Source organism: Corynebacterium sp. HMSC072D12 (assembly GCF_001813925.1).
GTDB lineage: Bacteria > Actinomycetota > Actinomycetes > Mycobacteriales > Mycobacteriaceae > Corynebacterium > Corynebacterium aurimucosum.
Genome location: NZ_KV814405.1, coordinates 1 through 284 on the forward strand (window position 1 = coordinate 1; position 284 = coordinate 284).

1 protein-coding gene is annotated in these 284 nt (G+C 64.4%); it reads left to right on the top strand.

All coding sequences use genetic code 11. The features are described 5' to 3' along the window. Positions 1 to 284, top strand: a 284-nt coding sequence (locus HMPREF2943_RS07005; protein ID WP_305764053.1) for a biotin/lipoyl-containing protein, incomplete at both ends; no start/stop codon positions are given.

The following is a 284-nucleotide window of genomic DNA, read 5'->3' on the forward strand; positions in this document are numbered from 1 at the left end:
GAGATGCCGGAGCTTGGTGAGTCCGTCACCGAAGGCACGATTACCCAGTGGCTGAAGTCCGTCGGCGACACCGTCGAGGTCGACGAACCACTCCTCGAGGTCTCCACCGACAAGGTCGACACCGAAATCCCGTCCCCGGTCGCCGGCACCCTCGTTGAAATCCTCGCCGAGGAAGACGACACCGTCGACGTCGGCGCCGTCATCGCCCGCGTCGGCGACGGCTCCGCCGCAGCCTCCGAGAAGCCCGCTGCCAAGGAAGAAAAGGCAGAGGAAAAGAAGGAAGA